Origin of the sequence: Citrobacter sp. C348, assembly GCF_047467975.1 — a bacterium.
Lineage (GTDB): Bacteria > Pseudomonadota > Gammaproteobacteria > Enterobacterales > Enterobacteriaceae > Citrobacter > Citrobacter gillenii.
In genome coordinates this window covers 114,664-138,330 of sequence record NZ_JASJUJ010000005.1, presented here as the reverse complement: position 1 = coordinate 138,330, position 23,667 = coordinate 114,664, and the positions used below count along the sequence as shown (strand labels likewise).

26 protein-coding genes are annotated in these 23,667 nt (G+C 54.9%); 14 read left to right on the top strand and 12 right to left on the bottom strand.

Annotated elements, in window-relative coordinates; all coding sequences use genetic code 11:
- The first annotated feature begins 17 nt into the window (after positions 1-17).
- Genes QNN86_RS11835 through QNN86_RS11820 form a run of 4 tightly spaced genes read left to right on the top strand, consistent with a single transcriptional unit; the run spans position 18 to position 2,939 of the window.
- Complete coding sequence (locus QNN86_RS11835) at positions 18-374, top strand: response regulator (protein WP_135911512.1); 357 nt, start codon at positions 18-20, stop codon at positions 372-374.
- Between the two features lie 15 nt (positions 375-389).
- A complete protein-coding gene (locus QNN86_RS11830) occupies positions 390-2,075 on the top strand; it encodes a diguanylate cyclase (protein ID WP_414211146.1) in 1,686 nt (561 codons plus the stop codon).
- On the top strand, positions 2,072-2,596 hold the full coding sequence (locus QNN86_RS11825) for a chemotaxis protein CheW (RefSeq protein WP_182269272.1): 525 nt from the start codon (positions 2,072-2,074) through the stop codon (positions 2,594-2,596). The genes QNN86_RS11830 and QNN86_RS11825 overlap by 4 nt, the downstream gene beginning before the upstream one ends.
- Positions 2,580-2,939 (top strand): hypothetical protein, encoded by a 360-nt coding sequence (locus tag QNN86_RS11820; protein WP_182270824.1) that lies wholly within the window; start codon positions 2,580-2,582, stop codon positions 2,937-2,939. Before QNN86_RS11825 ends, QNN86_RS11820 begins: the two co-directional genes overlap by 17 nt.
- Positions 2,940-3,014: 75 nt before the next feature.
- On the opposite strand, the gene QNN86_RS11815 is transcribed toward QNN86_RS11820, so the two are convergent.
- The 6 genes from QNN86_RS11815 to sitA all read right to left on the bottom strand — a co-directional run bounded on the left by QNN86_RS11815 (position 3,015) and on the right by sitA (position 9,059).
- A complete protein-coding gene (locus QNN86_RS11815) occupies positions 3,015-4,637 on the bottom strand; it encodes a serine hydrolase (protein WP_414211144.1) in 1,623 nt (540 codons plus the stop codon).
- A gap of 90 nt (positions 4,638-4,727) precedes the next feature.
- Positions 4,728-5,450 (bottom strand): cysteine hydrolase, encoded by a 723-nt coding sequence (locus QNN86_RS11810; RefSeq protein WP_117343175.1) that lies wholly within the window; start codon positions 5,448-5,450, stop codon positions 4,728-4,730.
- A 171-nt stretch (positions 5,451-5,621) separates the two neighbouring features.
- The gene (gene sitD, locus QNN86_RS11805) at positions 5,622-6,473 is read right to left on the bottom strand and encodes an iron/manganese ABC transporter permease subunit SitD (protein ID WP_414211143.1); all 852 of its coding nucleotides are present in this window, start codon (positions 6,471-6,473) and stop codon (positions 5,622-5,624) included.
- The gene (gene sitC / locus QNN86_RS11800; protein ID WP_048213040.1) at positions 6,464-7,327 is read right to left on the bottom strand and encodes an iron/manganese ABC transporter permease subunit SitC; all 864 of its coding nucleotides are present in this window, start codon (positions 7,325-7,327) and stop codon (positions 6,464-6,466) included. Before sitC ends, sitD begins: the two co-directional genes overlap by 10 nt.
- The gene (gene sitB / locus QNN86_RS11795) at positions 7,324-8,145 is read right to left on the bottom strand and encodes an iron/manganese ABC transporter ATP-binding protein SitB (RefSeq protein WP_414211142.1); all 822 of its coding nucleotides are present in this window, start codon (positions 8,143-8,145) and stop codon (positions 7,324-7,326) included. The genes sitC and sitB overlap by 4 nt, the downstream gene beginning before the upstream one ends.
- Entirely contained in the window at positions 8,142-9,059 is a 918-nt protein-coding gene (gene sitA / locus QNN86_RS11790; RefSeq protein ID WP_115257618.1) for an iron/manganese ABC transporter substrate-binding protein SitA, read from the bottom strand. The genes sitB and sitA overlap by 4 nt, the downstream gene beginning before the upstream one ends.
- 186 nt (positions 9,060-9,245) lie before the next feature.
- Here sitA and QNN86_RS11785 point away from each other — a divergent pair, with 186 nt between their 5' ends.
- Positions 9,246-9,590, top strand: a complete 345-nt coding sequence (locus QNN86_RS11785; protein ID WP_414211201.1) for a nitrous oxide-stimulated promoter family protein — start codon at positions 9,246-9,248, stop codon at positions 9,588-9,590.
- 78 nt (positions 9,591-9,668) lie between these two features.
- Here QNN86_RS11785 and flhA read toward each other — a convergent pair whose 3' ends face one another.
- The 6 genes from flhA to hypA form a co-directional block, all read right to left on the bottom strand.
- Positions 9,669-11,747: a formate hydrogenlyase transcriptional activator FlhA gene (gene flhA / locus QNN86_RS11780; RefSeq protein ID WP_117343178.1), complete on the bottom strand. Its 2,079-nt coding sequence runs from the start codon at positions 11,745-11,747 to the stop codon at positions 9,669-9,671.
- A gap of 131 nt (positions 11,748-11,878) precedes the next feature.
- Positions 11,879-12,889 carry a hydrogenase expression/formation protein HypE gene (hypE, locus tag QNN86_RS11775; protein WP_096755956.1) on the bottom strand — a complete coding sequence of 337 codons (1,011 nt, stop codon included), beginning with the start codon at positions 12,887-12,889 and terminating at the stop codon, positions 11,879-11,881.
- Positions 12,886-14,007, bottom strand: a complete 1,122-nt coding sequence (gene hypD, locus QNN86_RS11770) for a hydrogenase formation protein HypD (protein WP_096755957.1) — start codon at positions 14,005-14,007, stop codon at positions 12,886-12,888. The genes hypE and hypD overlap by 4 nt, the downstream gene beginning before the upstream one ends.
- Positions 14,008-14,280 (bottom strand): hydrogenase 3 maturation protein HypC, encoded by a 273-nt coding sequence (gene hypC, locus QNN86_RS11765; RefSeq protein WP_096755958.1) that lies wholly within the window; start codon positions 14,278-14,280, stop codon positions 14,008-14,010.
- Positions 14,271-15,143 carry a hydrogenase nickel incorporation protein HypB gene (gene hypB, locus QNN86_RS11760; RefSeq protein WP_096755959.1) on the bottom strand — a complete coding sequence of 291 codons (873 nt, stop codon included), beginning with the start codon at positions 15,141-15,143 and terminating at the stop codon, positions 14,271-14,273. Before hypB ends, hypC begins: the two co-directional genes overlap by 10 nt.
- Before the next feature lie 85 nt (positions 15,144-15,228).
- Positions 15,229-15,585: a hydrogenase maturation nickel metallochaperone HypA gene (hypA, locus tag QNN86_RS11755; RefSeq protein ID WP_096755960.1), complete on the bottom strand. Its 357-nt coding sequence runs from the start codon at positions 15,583-15,585 to the stop codon at positions 15,229-15,231.
- A gap of 198 nt (positions 15,586-15,783) precedes the next feature.
- Between hypA and hycA the strand changes: the two genes are divergently transcribed.
- From hycA to hycI, 9 genes are all read left to right on the top strand, one after another.
- The gene (hycA, locus tag QNN86_RS11750) at positions 15,784-16,242 is read left to right on the top strand and encodes a formate hydrogenlyase regulator HycA (RefSeq protein ID WP_096755961.1); all 459 of its coding nucleotides are present in this window, start codon (positions 15,784-15,786) and stop codon (positions 16,240-16,242) included.
- Positions 16,243-16,386: 144 nt separating this feature from the next.
- Positions 16,387-16,998 (top strand): formate hydrogenlyase subunit HycB, encoded by a 612-nt coding sequence (gene hycB, locus QNN86_RS11745; protein ID WP_096755962.1) that lies wholly within the window; start codon positions 16,387-16,389, stop codon positions 16,996-16,998.
- Positions 16,995-18,821 carry a formate hydrogenlyase subunit 3 gene (hycC, locus tag QNN86_RS11740; protein WP_117343180.1) on the top strand — a complete coding sequence of 609 codons (1,827 nt, stop codon included), beginning with the start codon at positions 16,995-16,997 and terminating at the stop codon, positions 18,819-18,821. Before hycB ends, hycC begins: the two co-directional genes overlap by 4 nt.
- 2 nt (positions 18,822-18,823) lie before the next feature.
- Positions 18,824-19,747, top strand: coding sequence for a respiratory chain complex I subunit 1 family protein (locus QNN86_RS11735; RefSeq protein ID WP_096755964.1), 924 nt, complete (start codon positions 18,824-18,826; stop codon positions 19,745-19,747).
- 17 nt (positions 19,748-19,764) lie between these two features.
- Positions 19,765-21,474 (top strand): formate hydrogenlyase subunit HycE, encoded by a 1,710-nt coding sequence (gene hycE, locus QNN86_RS11730; RefSeq protein ID WP_096755965.1) that lies wholly within the window; start codon positions 19,765-19,767, stop codon positions 21,472-21,474.
- A 9-nt stretch (positions 21,475-21,483) separates the two neighbouring features.
- The gene (hycF, locus tag QNN86_RS11725) at positions 21,484-22,026 is read left to right on the top strand and encodes a formate hydrogenlyase subunit HycF (protein ID WP_115257624.1); all 543 of its coding nucleotides are present in this window, start codon (positions 21,484-21,486) and stop codon (positions 22,024-22,026) included.
- A complete protein-coding gene (hycG, locus tag QNN86_RS11720) occupies positions 22,026-22,793 on the top strand; it encodes a formate hydrogenlyase subunit HycG (RefSeq protein ID WP_115257625.1) in 768 nt (255 codons plus the stop codon). The genes hycF and hycG overlap by 1 nt, the downstream gene beginning before the upstream one ends.
- Positions 22,790-23,200 (top strand): formate hydrogenlyase maturation HycH family protein, encoded by a 411-nt coding sequence (locus tag QNN86_RS11715; protein ID WP_115257626.1) that lies wholly within the window; start codon positions 22,790-22,792, stop codon positions 23,198-23,200. Before hycG ends, QNN86_RS11715 begins: the two co-directional genes overlap by 4 nt.
- Positions 23,193-23,663, top strand: coding sequence for a hydrogenase maturation peptidase HycI (gene hycI / locus QNN86_RS11710; RefSeq protein WP_117343181.1), 471 nt, complete (start codon positions 23,193-23,195; stop codon positions 23,661-23,663). The genes QNN86_RS11715 and hycI overlap by 8 nt, the downstream gene beginning before the upstream one ends.
- The last annotated feature ends 4 nt before the right edge of the window (positions 23,664-23,667 follow it).

The following is a 23,667-nucleotide window of genomic DNA, read 5'->3' as shown; positions in this document are numbered from 1 at the left end:
CAACACCGAGAGAGACGATGCGAATTTTATTAGTTGATGATGATCTTTTTGCCGCTGAACTGGCATCCGTCTTCCTGGAAATGGATGGCTACGAGGTGGTGATTGTGGAAAGCGCCATCTCTGCCTTAGCGTGCCTGGATTCGGATAAAACACTCGATCTGGTGATTAGCGACCTGCATATGCCAGAGATCAGCGGGCTGGATCTGCTGGCGCTGCTGCGTGCCCAGGGCTGGTCTAAACCGTTTATTTTGCTGAGCGCCAATGAAGTGACGGCCAGCGATGTGCCGTATGATCGCTGGGTGAAAAAAGATGAAAATCTGGCGGAAAACCTCGGCGCCGCGGTCAATGCGCTGCTGCAGCCTGCTACTGAATAAGTCAAAAACCTCACGATGAAACAAGAAAATAAGCACCTTGCTATGGCTGCCGCTCAGGAAAAAATCTCACGGCTGAGACAGGGGTTTTTACGCCGCATTCCCGATATGCTGGCACAAGCGGACAGGCTATTGGTGCAACTGGTCGCCGAACCCAGCGAGGTTTGTCGTAAACAGCTGCATATTTTGCTGCACAGTATTCACGGGTCTGCCGGGTCTTTTGGCTTTGCTCCGCTCGCTACTGCCTCCGCGGAAGGTGAGCGATTACTCACCGAGCCGGAGCAATGCACATTACATTGCGATGAGCTACGGAGGATCCTCCGTTGGCTGTATACCCTGACGCAAGAACAGCTCAGTCTTGAGCATCGTATCAGCGACACCGGCTTTAAATTACCGCACCCTGAGGAGCGTCCAGAGGAGGCGTTTGTCCGCCGTACCAGTAAACCGATCTACCTGTGCGATGATGACCTCGATCAGGTTGAACTGCTCGCCACCCAACTGCGCTGCTTTGGTTTTACCTGCCATGTCTTTGCGAATACCGAGGACTTTACCCAGGCCGTACTGGCACAACCGCCTTCCGTGGTGATCATGGATGTCAGCTTTCCGGACAACGCCTACGGCGGCCCGCTGACCATGTCGGATCTGAAAAAGAAAGTTGGCACCGCTTTCCCGGTGCTGTTTCTCTCCTGTCACAGCGACTTTACGGCGCGCATTAACGCCATAAAATCGGGCTGCGACGGCTACTTTGTTAAACCGGCGTCTATCACCGATTTAGTGCAGGAGCTTCACCGCTTAACCCAGCCGTCGCTAAAGAAACCCTATCAGATCCTGTTGATTGACGATGAGCCAGCGGTCGCGGAATACAACGCGGAAATGCTGCGGATGGCGGGAATGGATGTGCATGTGCTGGAGAAACCTCAGTATTTGCTGCATGTGCTGAACGCACAGCCGATTGATCTGGTACTGATGGACTACCACATGCCTGAGTTTAGCGGCGTGGATCTGACCAAACTGATCCGCCAGATCCCGCAGCACATTGGCCTGCCGATTGCCTATCTTTCCAGTGAAACTAATAAGACGGCGCAGTTTGGCGCCATGAGTATTGGTGCGGAGGACTTTATCCTCAAACAGGCCGATCCTCAGGGATTGATCCATGCCGTGTCGATCCGAGCGGAAAGAATGCGCACCCTGCGCGCCCGGATGTCGCAGGACAGTTTGAGTGGGTTATACAACCACTCGACGACCACCCACTTTCTTAAAAGCGCGATCGCCGAATCTAACTACAGCGGTAAACCGTTCTGCATGGTGATGGTGGACCTGGATCATTTTAAAAATATTAACGATACCTACGGCCACGTCGTCGGAGACCAGGTGATTGTCGGCATCTCGCAGCTGTTTTCCCATCGTTTACGCAGCACCGACATTGTGGGCCGCTACGGCGGGGAAGAATTCGCCATCATCATGCCGAATACCACCAGCGAAACGGCAGCCCTGGTAGTGGAACGTTTACGCAAGGATTACGAGCAGGTCGCGTTCTCCGTTAATGATACCTATTTTCACAGTACCTTCAGCGCTGGTATCGCGCAGTGGCAGTTTGGCGATCGTATTGAAACGCTGCGTGAGCGTTCCGATCAGGCGCTGTATGCCGCCAAGCAAAAAGGCCGCAACACCTTCTGTATCGCTGAAGAAAAGGAGAGGGCATGAGCCCACAACTGGAGCAGATCCTGGCGCTGAATCATGGTGAGAAACCCGAGTGTGAAAGCGTCGATGAGCCGCAGTGCACGCTGGTGTTATTTCAGCTGGCGGATAAAAACTTTGCTTTCTACGGCGCGCAGATAAGAGAGATCCTCGCGGAACGTCCTATCTCGTGGGTACCCTGTTGTCCGCCGATGCTTGAAGGCGTGATTAACTATCGCGGGCGCGTGGAGTCGGTCATGAGGCTGAATGACCTGATTGACAACCCCGTGGCTAACGCTTTGGGGAAACGCACTATCCTGATTGGCTGCGGTGAGAGGATGCAAAGCGGCATCCTGATTGACAGATTGGTTGATGTTCTTGAGGTGGTGGAAAGCCAGATTCATTTACCCGGTGATTCGCTGCCTCCGGCGCTACAGCCCATTGCGGTCGGGGTGGTAAAGGTGGGCGACACCTGGTTCACCCTGCTGGATCTGAATCTGGTATTTGACCGTTATCAGGAGACCTGTGGTGATGACGCAACCCGTTAACCTGGCAGCTGTGCGTATCCGCATGGGAACGCAGGCGTTTTATATTCCCGCAAGTCAGGTACGCAACTGCTCGCGGGTGACGCACGTTTCACCGACTATCCCGCGCTTTAGCCAGTGGCTGGGCATTGCCGATGAGCCGCATGAGGGTAGTCATTTGCATTTTTTTGTTCCGCCAAGCGGCGTCGATACCGGCTGGTACTTATGGGGGCAACTGGAGAATGTCATGCTCTCCAGCGACATCATTTTTGCGCTGCCTCCGCTACTGGCTCACAGCTGTCGCCTGCCCGCGTTGCGAGCGCTGGTGGGTCGCGAGGCATTCAGCCCGCTGTTGAGCTGGGGCTGAATAAATTAACGTTTTATGTGCTGCGGGGCAGGTACTGACCTCGCAGCATGAAAGCGTTGAGAATGCTATACCCTGTTACTGGATATAAGCATCTACAGACCGACTGACCAGTTTAGTCATGAAATTATCAATACTATCAATGGTCTTTTGGTCCTGGATGTCGTAAGTTTTTGCCACGTCATCAAGGTTTTCATAGCCGACCCAAACCCGACCAATCTTATCCTGCCAGACGGAAACACGTAACGGCAGATCAAGCGATATGCCCTGTTTATCCTGCATCAGTTTTGTGCCGACTTTAGGATTACCAAATACCAGGACTTTCGTTGGTCTGAGGTTCATGCCTACGCCCTCGGCATTTTTCTCATGATCAATCTCGGTGAATAACGGAACACCTTCACTATTCAGAACGGCCTTCAGTCGGGAAATAGTCTCATCGACAGAGTATTTACTCTCCTGATTTTTGATTTTCTCTGAATTTAAACCAGAATTCAGACCGGTTTTATAGGCTTCGGCAATATCACGTGCCACCTGGGTCATGTCGACACCTTCTTTGTTGGTCAGCATCGTCACACAAACCAGTTCGTCACCGGCAGTAAAGCGGCTCAGATAGGCGCTGAAACCAGCGGTCGTTCCTTTGATTTCAAGGAAACCAGGATGACGGGTAAATTCCCAGCCGGCCATAGCGGGCACGACTTTGCCGTTTTTCAGTTTTGCGGGGCTGTAGATAATATCGCGCAGCTGTTTATCTTTAACTAGCGTGCTGCCTGCAAGACCGATATCCCATTTGCTGATGTCTTCAGCTGACGACCACAAGCCGCCGTACGCGTACAGGTTATCGGTGGCGATAGCGCTGACTGGCTCCAGTTTTTCACCCGCAGCGACATAACCGGTCGCGGGTTCAACCGGGTTGATGTAGGCGATTTCTGCTTTAAATTTAGCGTGCTGGTTGTGTTGCTTGTCGGGTGTTGGGCGATCCAGATAGGCTTTCGTTGGCATATCCTTCGCGAACTGTGTGCTTTGCAGGCCTAATGGTTCAATTTGGTATTTGATAACGAAGTCTTCATAACGCATCCCGCTGACGTTTTCGATAGCCATCCCTAACAAAATAAAGTCGGTCGCACTGGCGTTGATATCAGTACCGTTTTTAAATTCGAGCGGTTTATTTTTGACAAGATCAACCAGCTGCGCAGGTGTATATTTCTGCGCTTGTTTATAGCCGAAGGATCTGAAGTCAGGGATCCCGGAAGAATGTTGCATTAATTCCAGAATCGTAATGTTATGCCAGCTTTCCGGTAAGCCGGGTACATACTTGCTTACTGGGTTATTAAGATTCAATTTGCCTTGCTCTACCAGCTGCATGACCGCTACGGCGGTAAAAGCCTGAGTGATTGGCCCGATACCCCACATAGTTTTGGTCGAAGCCAATTCATCATTGGTGAGTGTTGCCAGTCCATATCCAGCTGAGCGCGGAATATAAGGTGCCTGAACGATCGCCATGGATAAACCGGGCAGATTATTTTTCGCCATCACCTCGGCAATCATCTGATCGATATATTTACCGTTTACTTTTAACTGTGGGTTACCACGATTAACTAAGTAGGTTGTCTCGTTCGAATTAGGGGCGGCAATCGCCGTGGAGGTTGAAACGGACATGGAAAGTAAAATACATGCCGCAATCAACTTTAACTTAAGCTTCATGGAAGGGTTCCATTTTATTGATTTTTCTGTGCAGTTGTTGGCGATAACTGCACAGCAATTAGATAATGATATGAAAGGTGCCGGTAGTCGTTACTTAGCTGCGGCTTTTACTGTTTCAATCGTCTTTTCAGTGTCCCATAAATCATTAGCAATAATACGGTAGTTGGTGAGTGCGGCGAGATAACCGTCACCTTCCGGAATTCGTGGCCCTGCCGTGGCGTCTTTAACTACGACAACCTCAAAGCCTTGCTCAATCAATTCACGCAAATGGGATTCAATACACAGATTGGCGGCCATACCGGCCAGAATGACCTGGGAGATGCCACGTTTTCTGAGTTGCAGCACCAGATCGTTGGTTTCTGGTCCAAAAATTTTATGCGGTGATGTAATGACCGTTTCGCCGTCATAAATATAGGGTTTAAACTGCGGCATAAAGTCAGCACCTGAATTTTCGAAATTATCCACGTTCAGCGGTCCCTGACGATCAAACATTCCCGTGCTGTGCATAAATGTTTCGCCTGGTGCGGTCGATACCCATTTATGATCATGTGGGAAATAATAATGTGGAGAGACAAATACAGGAAGATGCTGTTCTTTTGCCAACTTAAACAGCGCTTCCAGGTTTTCTACGGTATTGTTTTCGGTGATGCTGTCTTTAAATACTTCCCAGCCAATTCCCTGCGGACTTAGAAAATCAACTTGTGGATCAACTACCACCAATGCAGCAGTCTTGCTATTAAGTGTAATACCTTTACGAGGTAATCCGTAGGCTTCTGGTTCAGAATAGATTTCGGACATGCTCATCTTGCTCATAAAAATTTACCTGTTTGTATTTATTTATATCTGATGTGATAGTTACTATCGTCGCGATAAATAACGTCGGTAAATATGGCATGGTTTCAGAGGGAGTGAGTTGCTCAATACGCTGATAAAATTGTCATTGCGTATTCTAATAACGAAAGTGGGCATCTGACTGCCCACACGTTAGAGGTCGTATTGCTGGCGTCGCCGTTCTAAACGACGATCGCGCAGGGAGGAGTAAATAAAGGCGGTAACAAACAGCAGGGAGAATAAGACGACGATGGTCGGGGCCGGTGCGCTGTCGATGAAAAATGACAGGTAGACGCCCATAAATGAGGTGATCATCGATATGACGACGGCCAGTAGCAGGGCGTGGGAAAACTGGCGCGTGAGTAAAATCGCAATCGCGCCCGGCGCAATTAACAGCGAGATTGACAGAATAATACCCACCGACTTTAGCGTGGCGACGATGGTGAGCGCGATCATACACAGCAGACCATAGTGCAGCAGGGTGGTGTTCAGCCCGCAGGCTTTTGCCTGGTGTGGGTCGAAGGCGTGCAGCAGCAGATCTTTCCACTTTAATCCGATGACAAGCGCAATCCCCAGCGCAATAACCGCCGTTTGCGCGATATCCCCCAGCGAAACGCCGAGCATATCGCCGAACAGAATATGGTCCAGATGAATCTCAGACTGGATTGAGACGTACAGCACCAGTCCCGCGCCGAACATGCCGGAGAAGACGATCCCCATCAGCGTGTCGCGTTTGATGCGGCTGTTATCATCGAGATAGCCGGTCGCCACCGCGCAGAACAGCCCGGCGATAAACGCGCCAATGGCCAGCGGAATGCCCGCGATATAAGCCAATACGATCCCCGGAAATACCGCATGGCTCATGGCATCGCCCATCAGCGCCCAGCCTTTGAGCACCAAAAACACCGACAACAGCGCGCAGGGTACGGCGACGATAACGGAGATGGTCAGTGCGTTTACCATAAAGCTGAACTGAAAGGGTTCCAGCAGGGCGGTTAAGAACATGAGGACTCCTTATTCACCTGGCGGGCGCGGCGACGGTTGGCTAACAGACCGTGTTTAGGGGCGAAGACGAACGCCAGCAGAAACAGCAGTGTTTGCAGAACAACAATAATTCCGCCGGTCGCGCCGTCCAGCCAGTAGCTCAGCCAGGCACCGAAAAAGCTGGTCAGGCTACCGATAGCGACGGCGATAGTGAGCAGCCGGGGAAAGCGATCGGTCAACAGCCAGGCCGTGGCACCGGGCGTCACTACCAGGCAAATCACCAGAAATGCGCCGACAGTTTGCAGCGCCGCAACGGTGGAAACTGAGAGCAGCGTAAAAAATAACAGCTTCAGGCGGCCCGGGTTCAGACCGATAGAACGCGCATGGTTTTCGTCGAAAAAAACCACCATCAAATCTTTCCACTTCAACAGCAGAATGGTCAGTGAAATGACGCCGATAATCGCCAGTTGCAGAATATCTTCCGGTGCAATCGCCAGCACGTTACCGAGAATAATGGTCTGAATGTTCACCGACATCGGATTGAGCGACACCATAAACAACCCGATGCCGAAGAACGAGGAAAAAATCAGCCCAATGATCGCATCTTCCTTCAGGCGCGAACGCTGGTTAAGAAACAGCATACTGCCCGCCGCCAGCCCGCCGGAAAGAAACGCGCCAAGCGCGAAGGGAAGTCCTAACATATAGGCCCCGGCAACGCCTGGCACAATCGAGTGCGACAGCGCATCGCCTATTAATGACCAGCCCTTGAGCATTAAATAACAGGAGAGAAACGCGCACAGGCCGCCGACCATCGCCGAGACCCACATGGCGTTGAGCATGTACTGGTAACCAAACGGTTCTGTCAGCCAGTTCATGGTGATTCCCCTTCGTTCTGGGCACGTCGAGAAATAAATGGCCGTTCATCATCGGTGATTACGTGCTGCTCACCGCCGCTCAGCTTCACATGGCGCAGGACGCCGCTGAACGCCAGCTCGAGATTTTCGGGGGTAAAGGTGGAGTCGGTCGGGCCGCTCGCCAGCACCGTCCCTTTGATCATGACTGTGTAATCACAAAACTCGGTCACCGAACCCAGATTGTGAGTAGAGACCAGCATCGTGCGCCCCTCATCGCGCAGTTCGCGCAGCAGGTCGATAATGCGGGCCTCGGTTTTCACGTCTACGCCGGTGAACGGTTCATCCAGCAAAATGACCTGTCCGTCCTGGGCGATGGCGCGCGCCAGAAAAACACGTTTTTTCTGCCCGCCGGAGAGTTCGCCGATCTGCCGATGGCGGTATTCCAGCATATCGACCCGCGCCAGCGCCGCATCCACGCATTGATGGTCGCGCGCGGTTGGCCGACGCAGCCAGCCCATATGACCGAAGCGGCCCATCATCACCACATCTTCCACCAGCACGGGAAACGACCAGTCCACCTCTTCCGACTGCGGAACGTAGGAAATCAGATTCTGTTTTAGCGCCTTGCTGACTGGCTGCTGCAAAATGGAAATTTCGCCCTGCGCCAGGCGGACAAAGCCCATCAGCGCTTTAAACAGCGTTGATTTCCCGGAGCCGTTGACCCCGACCAGCGCGGCAATCGAGCCGCCTGGTACCTGAAAGGTGGCAGCGCGCAGCGCGGTGTGACCGTTGCGATACGTCACCGTCACCTGATTGACGGAAATTGCAGATTGACTCATGGCTGGCTCCCTAGACCCGCGTTAATCCCGCTGACAATGGTTTCTGTCGTCACGCGCAGTAAATCCAGATAGGTCGGTACCGGGCCATCAGCAGCGCTCAGCGAATCGACATACAGCACGCCGCCGTAATGTGCGCCGGACTCACGCGCCACCTGACGGGCAGGCTTGTCGGACACCGTGCTTTCGCTAAATACCGTCGGGATCTGATGAGTTCTGATCGCATCGATCACTTTGCGCACCTGTTTGGGTGTGCCTTGCTGATCGGCGTTGATCGGCCACAAATACAGCTCTTTCAAATCGTTATCGCGCGCCAGATAGGAGAATGCGCCTTCACTGGTGACCAGCCAGCGTTTATCGGCCGGGATTTTTGCCAGCGCCGCATGCAGGGGATCGAGCGTCTGACGAATTTTTGTTTTATAGCGCTCTGCATTGTTCTGGTAGATGGTGGCATTGTCCGGATCGTACTTCATCAGCGCATCGCGGATGTTATCGACGTAAATCAGCGCGTTCTCAGCTGACATCCAGGCATGGGGATTCGGCTTGCCGTTATAGGGGCCTTCGCTGATGCCCATCGGCTTCACGCCGTCAGAGACCATCACCTCCGGCACGCCGGATAAATGCTGGTAGAAGCGGGCAAACCACAGTTCCAGATTGAGACCGTTGGAGAGGATCAGTTGTGCGCCCTGCGCGCGTTTAATGTCGCCCGGCGTGGGCTGATATTCGTGAATTTCAGCCCCCGGCTTGGTAATGGAGCTGACCTCGGCTGCGTCACCTGCCACGTTGCTCGCCATATCGGCAATCACCGTAAAGGTGGTGACCACCTTAAATTTTTCTTGCGCCGATGCAGGCGACAGCGTCAGCGCCGTCAGGACGCAGGCAAGGAGAAACGATTTCAGATGGGGCAGGCGCGGCATAGTATCCCTCACAAGAAAGTGGTTAATTTATCATCGAATATAGCCTTTGCTATGTTATATAGCACAAGGCATGATAAATGAAAATAATTCTTATTTGCGTAGGGTGCTAAGGATGTATCACCTTCTGGTAATAGTCCCGCGGATCACTAAGGTGTATTATGCATGCAACTTAAATGTGGAGGCATCATGTCCGGCAAACGTATTGCTCGCGAAAAAATGACGATCCAGAAAATGATCTCGCTGTATCAGAGCCAGTGTCCGCAGGCTTCAGACGATCCGGGGCATTACGATGCGCTGTTTACCTATGCGCAAAAGCGGCTGGATAAGTGTGTTTTTGGTGAGGAAAAACCGGCCTGCAAACAGTGTCCGGTGCACTGCTACCAACCAGCCAAACGCGAAGAGATGAAGCAGATTATGCGCTGGGCTGGGCCGAGAATGCTCTGGCGTCATCCGATCCTGACCGTGCGTCATTTGATTGATGACAAACGTCCGGTGCCGGAATTGCCAGAGAAATTTAAGCCTAAGAAGTAATGTTGCTGTGTGCCGGATGGCGGCTGCGCCTTATCCGGCCTACAAAGGCACACGCATTTGCGCCATCAGCCACAAACGTTAAACCAGCGCATCCTTATCAATACCCAGTCGCTTCATGCGCGAGAGTAGCGTTGTGCGCTTGAGTCCCAGCCGCTGTGCTGCGCCTTTTGGACCGGCGACCACGCCGTTGGTCTCTTTCAGCACGCGCATAATCAACTGGAATTCATCTTCGCCTTCCTGCGCAACTTCGGTCGCCACCGGCGGTGTGCACGGCGCCGGCGTGATGATATCCGGCAGGGACAGCTGCAGTACGTTACCTCGAGTGAGCAGCACCGCGCGTTCCACCACGTTTTCCAGTTCACGCACGTTTCCCGGCCACTCCATGCCGCTTAGCGTGCGCAGCGCTTCAGCCGGAATGCTGTCGATATTGCGCCCCATCCGGCGAGCAATTTTAAAGGTGAAGGCCTTCACCAGCAGCGGGATATCTTCCGGGCGCTCGCGCAGCGGTGGCAGGTGGATCGGGAAGACGTTCAGGCGATAGTACAGATCGTTGCGGAACTCGCGATCGGCCACCATTTTTTTCAGATCGCGGTTGGTGGCGGCGATCAACCGCACGTCGGTCTGGATCAGCTTGTTGCTGCCCAGACGTTCAAATTCCTGCTCCTGCAGAACGCGCAGCAGCTTAGGCTGTAGCTCCAGCGGCATGTCGCCAACTTCGTCGAGAAACAGCGAGCTTTTATCGGCCAGTTCGAAACGCCCGATGCGCTGCGTACTGGCACCGGTAAACGCGCCACGCTCATGACCAAACAGGTCGCTTTCCAGCAGTCCGGCAGGCATCGCCGCACAGTTCATCTTCACCATCCGACGGGCATTACGTCCGCTCAGATTGTGAATAGCCCTGGCAATCAGCTCTTTACCCGTTCCTGTCTCGCCCAGAATCAGCACGGTGCTGTCGCTTTGCGCCACCATCTCGACCTGTTTGAGCACGCTGTACATGGCTTCGCTGCGGCCAATGATTTCACCAAACTCACTGTCCACGTTATTGAGCTGCTCGGTCAATGCCAGGTTCTCATCGACCAGCCGTTCTTTCAGGCGGTGGATCTCCTGGTAGGCGAGGGCGTTATCGACAGCAATGGCCACGCGCTCGGCAATCTGGCGCAGCAGCTTGAGATTGGCGGTAGTGAAGACTTTTTCTTCGCACTGGGCCAGCTTGAGGACGCCAAGCATCGTGTTGCCGGACATCAGCGGCAGCAGACACAGGGTTTGTAACTGGTTGCCCCAGGTGTCAAACAGCATGCGTTCGTAAGGCGCCAGCGCATCACGTTCGCTCAGGTTAATCAGCAGCATCTCTTTGCTTTTGAATACCCGCTCAGAGAGCGTGCCCGCTTCGTCAACTTCGCTCTGCTCGTGCGCCGGATGATGCTCATCCAGATAGTGGGTGGAATAGATGCTCAGCTTATTTTTGCGATCGCTGCGCAGCACGATGCTGATGGCGTCGATATCGAAGTAGTGGTGGATCTCTTTGGCGACTTCGCTGACCAGCTCATCAATGTCCAGGCGGGAGAGCACCGCATTGGTGATGGCGACCAGGATACGAAAGTTGTCACGCTCACGACATAGCAGATCGTAGTCGACGTTGTTGCTGACCCGGTTCTGGATCTGTTCGGCCACGACGCCGACGATCTGGGTAAAGGTTTGCAGGCGGTTGTACTCTTTTTCACTCCACGGGCTGTCTTCGTGGCGGATAAATTCACAGCCGCCGAAGATGCGCCCATCGGCCGCCAGCGGCAGCAGACAGTAGTGACCAAATTGGGAGTACAACCCGCCGGATGCCAGCTGCGGCCAGGTTTCACTAAACTCATGGTAGCTGCAGTGCAGGGCATCGGGACGAGACAGAATGCGGCGCACCGGACCGTGTGCCAGCACCGTTTCGTCTTCATAATCGATGGGTTTACCATTTTCACGCGTCGCGAAGTAACGCGCACGCTGCGTCTGCGCCTGCCATAACACAATAGCCGCACTGTCGGCCAGCGCCGAACGCTTGACCAACTGTGAAAGCGCCTCACTGAGAGACTGAAGATCGGGCTGCTGTAATAATGTACGAGTGATATCGAACAAGCCTTGCTGTCCGAGGTCGCTCATCGGTGTATACGACATATTGCTTTTCCAGGAAGCACCAACGGTGCAAAAACGGTAAATGAATTATAGGTATAAGTTGAAAATTATTGTCGGATGGCCAGGGTACGCCATCCGTAGGCCCGGTAAGCGAAGCGCCACCGGGCAATATATCAGCATATGCGTGGGAGTGGTTCGGCGTGTGGTAAATCAAGAGTTCGCTTCACGCCATACAGTCCGGCCAGACGAACGCCTTTACGTTCCACCACTTCACCAATCAGCGCCGCATCGCGGCCCAACGGATGCGCGCGTAGCGCGGCAAGCACGCTTTCTGCGGCCTGGCGTTCCACGGCGATAACCAGTTTGCCTTCGTTGGCAAAGTTGAGCGCATCCAGACCGAGCAGTTCGCAGACGCCACGTACCGCTGGCTTCACCGGCAGGGATGATTCGGACAATTCAATGCCGAAGCCGCAGGCCGCCGCAAACTCGTGGGTGACTGCATTCACGCCGCCGCGAGTGGCGTCGCGCAGCGCTTTCACGCCGGGGATGTCACGCAGCGTCTGAATCAGCGGCGTTAACACCGCGCAGTCGCTGACCAGTTCACCGTCCAGCCCCAACTGCTCGCGCAGGTTAAGGATGGTTGCGCCGTGGTCGCCGAGCGTTCCGCTGACCAGCAGCACATCGCCTGGGCTCAGGGTTTGTGCACCCCAGTGGATATTAGCGGGGATCGCACCCATTCCGGCGGTGTTGATAAACAGTTTGTCCGCCGCGCCGCGCTGCACCACCTTGGTGTCGCCGGTGACGATGGCAATGCCCGCTTCGCGCGCGGTGGCCGCCATGCTGTTGACCACTGTTTTCAGCGTGTCCATCGGCAGGCCTTCTTCGAGGATAAACCCGCAGGAGAGGTAGCGAGGGATCGCACCACTGACGGCGACGTCGTTAGCCGTACCGCAGACAGCCAGCTTGCCGATATTGCCGCCAGGGAAGAACAGCGGATCAATCACGTAGCTGTCGGTCGAAAATGCCAGACGGTCGCCTTCAGCCATCAGTTGCGCCAGATCCAGACGCGCCTGATCTTCTTGTTCCGCCAGCCACGGATTCGCAAATGCTTCCATAAACAGGCTATTGATCAATTGTTGCATAGCCTGACCGCCGCTACCGTGGGCGAGTTGTACGCTGTTCATGCTTCACACTCCTGCTGACGATACTGATACCAGGCGGCACACGCGCCTTCGGAGGAGACCATCAGGGCGCCAAATGCGGTCTCCGGATTACAGGTTTTACCAAATAACGGGCACTGATGCGGTTTACATCTGCCGGTCAGCACCTCGCCGCAGCGCGCGCGCGGGTCGTCATACACCTGCTGCGGCGCCGGTTTGAAATGTGCTTCGGCATCAAAACGTTGGTAGTCAGGCGTCAGATGAACGCCGGAAGATTCGATAACGCCCAGACCGCGCCATTCGCTGTCGCCATCGACGCAGAACACCTCGGCGATAGCCTGCTGCGCCAGGGCGTTACCGGCATCCGGCACCACACGACGGTACTGGTTCTCAACCTGGCTGTGGTCGGCAATTTTCTGCTCAATCAGCATCACCACGCCCTGCAGCAGATCCAGCGGTTCGAAACCGGCGACCACCAGCGGGCGATGGAAATCGGAGGCGATGAAATTATAGGCATCGGTGCCAATGACCATGCTGACGTGACCCGGTGCTAAAAAGGCGTCAATACCGTTATCTGGCTGTTCCAGCAGGCTACGCAGTGTTGGGATCAGCGTAATGTGCTGACAGAAAAAGTAGAAGTTTTGCACGTCACGCTGTCTTGCCTGCTGGAGCGTGATGGCGGTCGTCGGCATGGTGGTTTCAAAACCCAGACCAAAGAACACGACTTTGCGGGTCGGGTTTTCCTGCGCCATCTTCAGGGCATCCATCGGCGAATAGACGATACGGATATCTGCGCCACGCGCTTTGGCCTGCAGCAGCGACCCCTGTTTTCCCGGGACGCGCATCGCGTCGCCAAAGGTGCAGAAAATCACTTCCGGGTGGCTGGCAATTTCTACGCAGCTGTCAATTCTGCCCATCGGCAGCACGCAAACCGGGCAGCCGGGGCCGTGAATAAACTCCACGTTTTCAGGTAGCAGTTGGTCAAGACCGAATTTGAAAATAGCGTGGGTATGGCCACCGCACACTTCCATAATGCGCAGCGGACGTTCAGCGGTGTAGGGGAGGTGAGCGGCACGTTCACACAGGTGGTCAATCAACTGCATCACCTGTTCTGGTGCGCGATATTCGTCAACGAAACGCATTTATTTTTCCTCGCCGTACAGCAACGCGCCGACATCCGGCTCAACGTCAAACATGTTTTGCAGCGCCTCGAGCGTGTCGCGCGCTTCAGCCTCATTAATGATGCTCATGGCAAAACCAACGTGCACCAGGACCCATTGCCCCAGACGTGGTTGACCGTGCTCATCACAACTACCGACCAGCGTCAGGTCGACGTCGCGCTGAATACCGCAAACATCGACCTTGGCCTGGTTTCCCTCAATGGTGCGGATTTGACCCGGAACACCTATGCACATCGCTGCGTCTCCAGCCAGGAGAGCCATTGATCCATGCCTTCACCGCTGGTGGCGGAAATCAGGATGATCTCAATTTCCGGGTTCACTTCCCGGGCGCTGGCGATGCATTGTTCAACATCAAAATTGAGGTACGGCAGCAGGTCGACTTTGTTGAGTAGCATCAGCGAGGCGGCGGCAAACATATGCGGGTATTTCAGCGGTTTGTCTTCGCCTTCGGTAACGGAAAGCACCGCCACTTTATGACGTTCGCCGAGGTCGAAGCTCGCCGGGCATACCAGGTTACCGACGTTTTCAATGAACAGAATACCGTTGTCTGCCAGCGGCAGTCGTGGCGCGGCATCGGCAATCATTTGTGCATCAAGATGGCAGCCTTTACCGGTGTTCACCTGGATGGCGGGTGTACCGGTGGCGCGAATACGCGCGGCATCGTTAACCGTCTGCTGGTCGCCTTCGATCACCGCACACGGCACGCTGTCTTTCAGCTTCATCAATGTTTCGGTTAACAGTGTTGTTTTACCGGATCCGGGGCTGGAGACCAGATTCAGCACCAGATGCTGACGGGCGGCGAAGCGGGCGCGGTTACGCTCGGCCAGACGGTTGTTCTTGTCCAGCACGTCAATTTCCACTTCCAGCATACGGCGCTGGCTCATGCCTGGCGCGTGGGTGCCGGCTTCACCATGACCGTAGTGTAAATCGCCTTCTTCAGTTTGGCTCGGGGTGAAACTGGCGGTCTTCACACCGGTAATATTCAGCGCCGGACGAGCGGCCGGGGCAAATGGCGCGCTGCGAAACGCCGAGTGGGGGTTATGTTCATCACCCTCTATATAAAGGTTGCCTTCAGCGCAACCACATGTCGTACACATCGCTCACTCCTGATCTATTGCTTGTTACTCGCTTTTTGCCGGATGGCGACGCTAACGTCTTATCCGGCCTACTTTGTCACCAGCTTTAATCTTCAGCATCGCCTATTTCAATTCGTCGAATCTGCAGGCCGTCATCGGCCACGATTCTTAGCATGTCGCTGTGACATTGCGGACAACGGCGCACGCGCTGGGTCAGTAAGGTGACGTACTGCTGGCATGTTTCACACCAACATTCGGCTTCTTGTTCTTCGAGGTGGAGTTTACAACCTTCTGCAAGGGTGCCACGGCATACCAGATCAAAACAAAAGGCGAGAGCGCTGGTTTCTACGCAAGAAAATGCGCCAATTTTGAGCCAGACCGCAGTAACCCGTTTTGCACCGTGTTGCGTAGCCTGTTGTTCAATCAATTCCAGTGCCCGTTGGCAGAGGGTTATTTCGTGCATATCGCCTCCCTTGTTGTTATCGGGATAAAAGCAAAAAACATGCCAAACTGAATTTTTTCACCCGTGACAATGACGACGATGACGAAATGACATGTCGTCACGACTAGTAAATTCTCTATCTATATGAAATATAAACAATTAAATATTGGCATGAAACGTGCTTAACGCTGAATGTCTCTGCTAAACGGGTAACCTGACATGACTATTTGGGAAATAAGCGAAAAAGCCGATTACATCGCTGAACGGCATCGTCGCCTACAGGACCAGTGGCGTATTTATTGCAACTCGCTGGTACAGGGGATCACCCTGTCGAAAGCGCGTTTACATCATGCGATGAGCTGCGCGCCGGACAAGGACCTGTGCTTTGTCTTGTTTGAGCACTTCGTTATCTACGTCACGCTGGCGGACGGCTTTAACAGCCATACCATCGAGTACTACGTTGAAACGAAAGATGGCGAAGATAAGCAGTTGATTGCACAGGCACAACTGTCTCTCGACGGCAAGGTCGATGACCGTATCAGCAACCGCGATCGGGAACAGGTGCTGGAGCACTATCTCGAAAAAATCGCCAGCGTCTACGACAGCCTGTACACCGCGGTTGAAAACAATATGCCAGTGAATTTAAGCCAACTGGTAGAGGGTCATAGCCCGGTTTAAGCCTCGGGTGTGTCCACGTAAGTCATGATGCGGTGCGTATGCTGCGTCACGACAGTTTAGGGAATGGGCATGTCGATAAGTGTCGAAAATGACATTTGATAGGCATGTTTTCGTCAAAAATGACTATCACCTGAGGAATGCCTGGTGAATCGTTTTGTAATTGCTGACTCCACTCTTTGTATCGGCTGCCACACCTGTGAAGCCGCCTGCTCAGAGACACATCGCCAGCATGGCCTGCAGTCAATGCCGCGCCTGAAAGTGATGCTAAATGAAAAAGAATCTGCGCCGCAGCTTTGCCACCAGTGTGAAGATGCGCCTTGTGCCACCGTTTGTCCGGTCAATGCGATTAACCGTGTCGACGGCGCCGTACAGCTGAATGAAAGCCTGTGCGTGAGCTGCAAACTGTGCGGGATCGCCTGTCCGTTTGGGGCCATTGAGTTTTCAGGCAGCCGTCCGCTGCATATCCCGGCGAACGCCAATACGTCAAAAGCGCCTCCTGCTCCGCCAGCGCCAGCTCGCGTCAGCACGCTGCTGGACTGGGTGCCGGGTATTCGCGCCATTGCGGTGAAATGCGACTTGTGTAGCTTTGATGAACAAGGTCCGGCCTGCGTGCGTATGTGCCCAACGCAAGCCCTGCATCTGGTGAGCAATATGGACATCGCCCGCGCCAGCAAACGTAAGCGTGAGCTGACGTTCAATACCGACTTCGGCGATCTCACCTTGTTTCAGCAGGCTCAGAGTGGGGATGCAAAATGAGCGCAATTTCACTGATTAACAGCGGCGTGGCCTGGTTTACGGCGGCGGCGGTTCTGGCGTTTCTGTTTTCGTTTCATAAGCCGTTAAGCGGCTGGATCGCCGGTGTCGGCGGTGCGGTGGGTAGCCTCTGTACGGCGGCTGCGGGGTTCCTCGTACTGACCCGCGCCGTTGCGGTTAGCGGCGTGATGCCGTTTATCGGTCATAGCCTGCAAATGTCGCCGCTGAACGCTATCTGGCTGATTACGCTGGGTCTGTGCGGCCTGTTCGTCAGCCTGTACAACATCGACTGGCACCGTCACCCGCAGGTAAAAGCCAACGGACTGCTGGTTAATCTGCTGATGGCGGCGGCGGTGTGCGCCGTGGTTGCCAGCAACCTCGGCACGCTGGTGGTGATGGCGGAAATCATGGCGCTGTGTGCGGTGTTCCTGACCGGGTGCAGCAAAGAAGGCAAGCTGTGGTTTGCGCTGGGTCGTGTCGGTACGCTGCTGTTGGCGATCGCTTGCTATCTGGTGTGGCAGCGCTACGGTACGCTGGAACTGCGCTTGCTCGACCTGCGCACTCAGCAACTGCCGCTCGGTGCTGACATCTGGCTGTTGGGTGTGGCGGGCTTTGGTCTGCTGGCCGGGATTATCCCACTGCACGGTTGGGTGCCACAGGCACACGCCAACGCCAGTGCACCGGCGGCGGCGCTGTTCTCTACCGTGGTAATGAAGGTGGGGCTGCTGGGTATTCTGTCCCTGTCGCTGCTGGGCGGTAATGCACCGCTGTGGTGGGGCGTTACGCTACTGGTGCTGGGGATGATCACCGCGTTTATCGGCGGCCTGTATGCTCTGATGGAGCACAACATCCAGCGTCTGCTGGCGTACCACACGCTGGAAAACATCGGCATTATTCTGCTGGGTCTGGGTGCTGGCGTGACCGGTATTTCCCTTAACCAACCGGCACTGATCGCACTTGGCCTGACCGGCGGTTTGTATCACCTGGTCAACCATAGCCTGTTCAAAAGCGTCCTGTTTTTGGGCGCAGGCAGCATCTGGTTCCGCACCGGTCACCGTGATATCGAGAAACTGGGCGGTATCGGTAAACGTATGCCGGTGATTTCTCTGGCGATGCTGGTTGGCCTGATGGCGATGGCCGCGCTGCCGCCGCTGAACGGCTTTGCCGGTGAGTGGGTTATCTATCAATCCTTCTTCAAGCTGGGTAACAGCGGCGCGTTCATCGGTCGCCTGTTAGGACCGTTGCTGGCTGTCGGTTTGGCAATTACCGGTGCGCTGGCGGTGATGTGTATGGCGAAAGTCTACGGTGTGACGTTCCTAGGCGCACCGCGCACGAAGGAAGCGGAAAACGCCTGCTGCGCGCCAATCCTGATGAGCGTGAGCGTGGTTGCGTTGGCTATCTGCTGCGTGATTGGCGGCGTTGCTGCCCCGTGGTTGCTGCCGCTGATTTCTGCCGCTGTTCCGCTACCGCTGGAAACGGCGAATACTACCGTATCTCAGCCGATGATCACGCTGCTGCTGATCGCGTGTCCGCTGCTGCCGTTCATCATCATGGCTATTTTCAAAGGCAACCGCCTGCCGTCACGTTCACGCGGTTCCGCGTGGGTGTGTGGTTACGATCACGAGCAGTCAATGGTGATCACTGCGCACGGCTTTGCCATGCCGGTTAAAGAAGCCTTTGCTCCGGTACTCAAACTGCGTAAATGGCTGAACCCGGTATCCTGGGTTCCGGGCTGGCAGAACGCGGCGGCACCGGTGTTGTTCCGTCGCCTGGCGCTGATTGAGCTGGCGGTGCTGGTGGTGATTGTGGTTTCACGAGGAGCCTGAGAATGAGTGTTTTATATCCGTTAATTCAGGCGCTGGTGCTGTTTGCCGCGGCGCCGCTGTTGTCCGGTATTACCCGCGTGGCGCGTGCGCGTTTGCATAACCGCCGCGGTCCGGGCGTGTTGCAGGAATATCGCGACATTATCAAACTGCTGGGCCGTCAGAGCATTGCGCCAGCGGATTCCAGCTGGGTCTTCCGCCTGACGCCGTTTGTGATGGTGGGCGTTATGCTGACTATCGCTACCGCACTGCCGGTGGTGACCGTGGGCTCGCCGCTACCGCAACTGGGTGATTTGATCACGCTGATTTACCTGTTTGCCATTGCCCGCTTCTTCTTTTCTATCGCCGGTCTGGATACCGGTAGCCCGTTCACCGCTATCGGCGCCAGCCGTGAAGCGATGCTCGGCGTACTGGTGGAGCCGATTCTGCTGCTGGGCTTGTGGGTGGCGGCGCAGGTTGCTGGTTCGACCCACATCAGCAACATTGCCGATACCATTTATCACTGGCCTGCCGCGCGTAGCATCCCGTTGATTCTGGCGCTGTGTGCCTGTGCCTTCGCCACCTTTATCGAAATGGGCAAGCTGCCGTTCGACCTCGCGGAAGCCGAGCAGGAGCTGCAGGAAGGTCCGCTGACCGAATACAGCGGCAGCGGTTTTGCGGTGCTCAAGTGGGGTATCAGCCTCAAGCAACTGGTCGTTTTGCAAATGTTTGTCGGCGTGTTCCTGCCGTGGGGGCAGATGGAAACCTTCACTGCGGGCGGGCTGCTGCTGGCGCTGGTGATTGCTGTCGTTAAGCTGGTCCTCGGCGTGCTGGTCATTGCCCTGTTTGAAAACAGCATGGCGCGTCTGCGTTTTTGCGCCACTTCACGCGTGACCTGGGCCGGTTTTGGGTTTGCGTTTTTAGCCTTCGTCTCCTTGCTGGTGGCGTGATTTAAGAGAGTTTGAACATGTCTGAAGAAAAAGTAGGTCAACACTATCTCGCCGCTCTGCACCAGGCCTTCCCGGGCGTGGTGCTGGATGAAGGCTGGCAGACCAAAGATCAGTTGACTATCACCGTGAAGGTCAACTATCTGCCTGAAGTAGTTGAATTTCTCTACTACAAACAGGGCGGCTGGTTGTCGGTGCTGTTTGGTAACGACGAACGTCAGCTGTGCGGCCATTACGCCGTCTACTATGTCATGTCGATGGAACAGGGCACCAAGTGCTGGATAACCGTTCGCGTAGAAGTCGACGCCAATAAACTGGAGTTCCCGTCCGTGACGCCGCGCGTACCGGCCGCTGTTTGGGGCGAGCGTGAAGTACGCGACATGTACGGCTTGATCCCGGTAGGGTTACCGGACGAACGCCGTCTGGTACTGCCGGATGACTGGCCGGACGAACTCTATCCGCTGCGTAAAGACAGCATGGATTACCGTCAGCGCCCGGCGCCGACTACCGATGCCGAAACCTACGAGTTCATCAACGAACTGGGTGACAAGAAAAATAACGTGGTGCCGATTGGCCCACTGCACGTCACCTCCGATGAACCGGGTCACTTCCGCCTGTTTGTTGATGGCGAAAACATCATCGACGCCGACTACCGTCTGTTCTATGTCCACCGCGGCATGGAGAAACTGGCGGAAACCCGTATGGGTTATAACGAAGTGACGTTCCTGTCGGATCGCGTATGCGGTATTTGTGGTTTTGCCCACAGCACGGCGTACACCACCTCCGTGGAAAATGCGATGGGGATTGTGGTGCCGGAACGTGCGCAGATGATCCGCGCCATTCTGCTGGAAGTGGAACGTCTGCACTCGCACCTGCTGAACCTTGGCCTGGCGTGCCACTTCACCGGCTTTGACTCCGGCTTTATGCAGTTCTTCCGCGTGCGTGAAACGTCGATGAAAATGGCGGAGATCCTCACCGGGGCGCGTAAAACCTACGGCATGAACCTGATCGGCGGCATCCGTCGTGACCTGCTGAAAGAGGACATGATCCAGACCCGTCAGCTGGCGCAGCAGATGCGTCGTGATGTACAGGATCTGGTCGACATGCTGCTCAGTACGCCGAACATGGAACAGCGCACCGTCGGCATTGGCCGTCTGGACCCGGAAATTGCTCGTGACTTCAGTAACGTCGGCCCAATGGTGCGTGCCAGCGGCCACGCGCGTGATACCCGCGCGGACCACCCGTTCGTCGGTTACGGTTTACTGCCGATGGAAGTGCACAGCGAGCAGGGCTGCGACGTTATTTCCCGTCTGAAAGTGCGTATCAACGAAGTCTATACCGCGCTGAACATGATCGACTTTGGCCTCGATAACCTGCCGGGCGGCCCGCTGGCGGTGGAAGGCTTTACCTATATTCCGCACCGCTTCGCGCTGGGCTTTGCCGAAGCACCGCGTGGCGATGACATCCACTGGAGCATGACCGGCGACAACCAGAAGCTGTATCGCTGGCGCTGCCGTGCGGCCACCTACGCCAACTGGCCGACGCTGCGTTACATGCTGCGCGGTAACACCGTCTCCGATGCCCCGCTGATTATCGGTAGCCTCGATCCTTGCTACTCCTGTACTGACCGTATGACCGTGGTCGATGTACGTAAAAAGAAAAGCAAAGTCGTGCCGTACAAAGAACTTGAGCGCTACAGCATCGAGCGTAAAAACTCGCCGCTGAAATAAGGAATCGCCATGTTTACTTTTATCAAAAAAGTCATCAAAACCGGGGCACCAACGTCGTCCTATCCGCTGGAGCCGATTGCGGTTGATAAAAACTTCCGCGGTAAGCCGGAACATAATCCGCAGCAGTGTATTGGCTGTGCGGCCTGTATCAATGCGTGCCCATCTAACGCGCTGACAGTAGAAACAGATCTGGTCACCAATGAGTTGGCGTGGCAGTTCAACCTCGGTCGCTGCATTTTCTGTGGCCGCTGTGAAGAAGTCTGCCCGACGGCGGCGATCAAGCTGTCGCAGGAGTATGAACTGGCGGTATGGAAGAAAGAAGATTTCCTGCAGCAGTCTCGTTTTGCTCTGTGTAATTGCCGCGTCTGTAACCGTCCTTTTGCGGTGCAAAAAGAGATTGATTACGCCATTGCGTTACTGAAGCACAACGGTGATTCCCGTGCGGAAAATCACCGTGAAGGCTTTGAGACCTGCCCGGATTGTAAGCGCCAGAAATGCCTGGTGCCGTCTGACCGTATAGAACTGACTCGCCATATGAAAGAGGCCAGCTGATGAGCAATTTATTAGGCCCACGTGATGCCAACGGAATTCCGGTCCCGATGACCGTGGATGAATCCATTGCCAGCATGAAAGCGTCATTGCTGAAAAGCATCAAGCGTTCAGCGTACGTTTACCGCGTCGACTGCGGTGGCTGCAACGGTTGCGAAATCGAAATCTTCGCCACCTTGTCCCCGCTGTTTGACGCCGAACGTTTTGGCATCAAAGTGGTTCCGTCGCCGCGCCATGCGGATATTCTGCTGTTCACCGGTGCGGTAACCCGCGCGATGCGTTCTCCGGCACTGCGCGCCTGGCAGTCTGCCCCGGACCCGAAAATTTGTATCTCCTATGGGGCCTGCGGCAACAGCGGCGGTATCTTCCACGACTTATACTGCGTATGGGGCGGCACCGACAAAATTGTTCCCGTGGATGTGTATATTCCTGGTTGCCCACCGACGCCTGCCGCCACGCTGTACGGCTTTGCGATGGCGCTTGGCCTGCTGGAGCAGAAAATTCACGCACGTGCACCAGGCGAACTGGACGCACAGCCTGCGGAAATTTTGCACCCGGATATGGTTCAGCCGCTGCGTGTGAAGGTCGATCGCGAAGCACGTCGTCTGGCGGGTTATCGCTATGGTCGTCAGATTGCCGATGACTATATGAATCAGTTGGGGCAGGGTGAGCAACAGGTGGCGCGCTGGCTGGAAGCGGAAAACGATCCGCGTCTGACCGAGATCGTCACGCATCTTAATCATGTTGTAGAAGAGGCGCGTATCCGATGAGTGAAACGGTGGTGTTCAGTCAACTGAGCCGTAAGTTTATTGATGAGAACGATGCAACGCCCGCCGAGGCGCAGCAGGTTGTCTATTACAGCCTGGCGATTGGTCACCACTTAGGCATAATCGACTGCCTGGAAGCGGCGTTAACCTGCCCGTGGGATGACTATCTGGCGTGGATTGCCACGCTTGCCGAAGGAAGCGAAGCTCGCCGTAAGATGGAAGGCGTACCGAAGTACGGTGAAATCGTCATCGATTTTAACCATGTGCAGATGCTGGCGCGCGCGTTTGATGACGCGCTCGCCGCGCAAACGCCGCAGCAGCAGGAATGGAGCAAGCTGGTGCTCAGCATGCTGCATGACATTCACCAGGAAAGCGCCATCTATCTGATGGTGAGGAGACACCGTGACTGACGTTTTATTGTGTGTCGGCAACAGCATGATGGGTGACGACGGTGCGGGTCCGCTGCTGGCAGAAATGTGCGCGGCTGAGCCTAAAGGCAACTGGGTGGTCATCGACGGCGGAAGTGCGCCAGAAAATGACATCGTCGCGATCCGCGAACTGCGCCCGGAACGTCTGCTGATTGTTGATGCCACTGACATGGGACTCAATCCCGGCGAGATCCGCATTATCGATCCCGATGATATTGCCGAGATGTTCATGATGACCACCCATAATATGCCGTTGAACTATTTGGTTGATCAGCTCAAAGAGGATGTTGGCGAGGTGATTTTCCTCGGCATTCAACCGGATATTGTCGGCTTTTATTACCCGATGACACAGCCAATCAAAGAGGCGGTCGAGACCGTGTATCAGCGATTAGCCGGTTGGGAAGGCCATGGCGGATTTGCTGAGTTAGAAGCGCCAGAAGAGTAAGCAT